The 2,172-nt window shown below is 57.3% G+C and carries 3 protein-coding genes; all 3 read left to right on the forward strand.

The window, feature by feature from the left end; translation table 11 throughout:
• The first annotated feature begins 282 nt into the window (after positions 1-282).
• A complete protein-coding gene (locus tag TY51_RS19115; protein WP_231559155.1) occupies positions 283-1,017 on the forward strand; it encodes a sulfite exporter TauE/SafE family protein in 735 nt (244 codons plus the stop codon).
• A 462-nt stretch (positions 1,018-1,479) separates the two neighbouring features.
• Complete coding sequence (locus TY51_RS22310) at positions 1,480-1,617, forward strand: hypothetical protein (RefSeq protein WP_156118129.1); 138 nt, start codon at positions 1,480-1,482, stop codon at positions 1,615-1,617.
• 133 nt (positions 1,618-1,750) lie between these two features.
• Positions 1,751-2,050, forward strand: a complete 300-nt coding sequence (locus tag TY51_RS19120; RefSeq protein WP_042252833.1) for a hypothetical protein — start codon at positions 1,751-1,753, stop codon at positions 2,048-2,050.
• The last annotated feature ends 122 nt before the right edge of the window (positions 2,051-2,172 follow it).

Genomic DNA, 2,172 nt, shown 5'->3' on the forward strand with positions numbered 1-2,172 from the left:
TCCGGGATGGAACACTTAGGTCCAGGAGCGTGGTCTGGATACGAGCGCGGAAGTTATTAGCTGGTCGTCAAGGAACGTCATTGTGCAGTTCGAGCTTCGCGGCGGCCTGATTGCCCTTGGGCTGCCGTCTGTTTGCGCCAATAACGGTCGCTTTTGACGAGCTGTTTATGCACAAGAATGGCGGCTTCGAGCCTATACTTTTTGATGCTGCGGAGGCTACCAACGACACCTTTACCAAAATAAGACTGGTTGAGTACGATTTTCGGTGAGGGAACAGATCACATGCAAGAAACGCTATTACCAGCGTTGGGGCCTTGGATGATCTGTGCGCTGACTGTTTGTGTCGGCACCTTGGTTCAACGATTGTCGGGTGCGGGCTATGGTATGTTCGCGGCCCCGGTCATGGCTCTGGTTGCGCCCGACTGGCTGCCCGGGACGGTTATCTTAGTTGGTTTTGTTGTCGGGATTGGATCTCTCCTGAATACGCGAGATGCAATCCGATGGCAGGATCTTCCGCCGGGCTTTGCCGGTCGCATTCTTGGAACGGCGGTTGCGGCCTATATCGCGACAGCTGTTGTCGGGACTGACGGGTTGGCGATTATTGTCGGCTTCGTCGTGCTGATTGCAGTAGCGCTTACCGTCCTTGGTCTGACATTTCCGATCTCGAGCGGCTCACTTTTCATTGCTGGTGGCGTCAGCGGTGTCATGGGAACGTTGACGGGTATCGGCGCGCCGCCAATGGCAATCCTTTATTCGAAGGTCGACACACGACGAGCTGCTGCGACTCAGAACGCTTTTTACGGCTTTGGCACTCTTATTTCTATCATCGCGCTCTCCATTGCCCAAGTTCTTACGTTCCCACAGCTTGCATTCGCAGCTTCACTGGCGCCGTTAGTTCCCTTTGCGCTATTGGTATCGCGACCGCTGGCGACCCGGTTTGAGCGTGGTGCGATACGGCCGTGGGCGCTTGGATTGGCGACGATATCAGCGCTGGTTTTGTTGAGCCGAAGCGTTTGATCCCCAAGAATGATTGGAGTAGCTACTCAAGATTTAATCGGAACTGGCGGGCATGTAGCTCAGCGAGAACCACGACCGCCTCACACGCCGTGATATCCGGCTCTGGGCGCCACACTCACTCGTGGCGGGAATGGGCGGGTGACACATTAGGTCATGATCCGCTTCAGACAGATTGCTCGGGCCGTTCATCTCGACAAAAATGCCTCACTCGGGAGCAGGGCGGTGACAAACGGACTTGCCCAAATGTACAGGCATTCAGAGCAGTAAATGGCGATACATTAAGCGCCGGTCAGGCAGCGGGTTTGGGAGGAGCGACTGTCTGGCCAGCGATTTTGCCGTTCCACCAAAAGCTCATGAATTCATTCTGGATGACCTGCACCCGGCTCCGCCCCCTAAGGACTGGACCATTTAGAGAAGGCGTTGTCGGCTATGCCTCTCTGGATGGAAAAGGAGCTCAGAACGATGATGGTATCGACGTCTACGAAGGGTAGCTCACTGATCGCGGCGATGGAGAACGGGCAGATGCTGGGCGTCCTCTCTCTGTCCGACATCGTCAAGCGCGTCCTGCCCGCCGGCAAGCCCGCGATGGCGCCTGCATGACAAGAACACCCCGTAGATACGTCGCAACGGTCCCATCCATGAATCGATCATCACTGCGCGCCGGGGCCCTTCGATGCTTGGATCGGAGCGTCCATGATCCGCGCCCGCAGTGCCCCGTCGGGTGGGCGTGGGCATGAGGACGCTGCGGGCATTCTGGCGGGGGGATCTGCCGCTGACCGAAGCGTTCTGGACATGGACGGTCATGATCGGCTTGGCGCTCAACCTGTCGACGACCATCGCCCTTCTGACACTCATAAGCCTCGACCGCCCGTGGCTGGCCGTAGTTGCAGGCTATTCGATCTCGGTCCCCTACAACATTATGGCGGTGATCGGCACCTGGCGATCCGCCGAGCGTTATCAGGGCCCCGATATACATGCCGATCTCGGCCGCGGGACCAGCGTCATGCTGATGGCCCTGTTGAGCATGGTTTAGGCCAGATCCTGACCGGGCGCCTTGTGGAATACGCCAAGACGTCTTTTCAGCATCGGTTTTTTGGACAGCCCTTGATCCACGTCAATGAGTATGGCGAGCAGGTGCGGTAGTATTCTGCTGGT

Origin of the sequence: Paracoccus sp. PAMC 22219, assembly GCF_000787695.1 — a bacterium.
GTDB lineage: Bacteria > Pseudomonadota > Alphaproteobacteria > Rhodobacterales > Rhodobacteraceae > Paracoccus.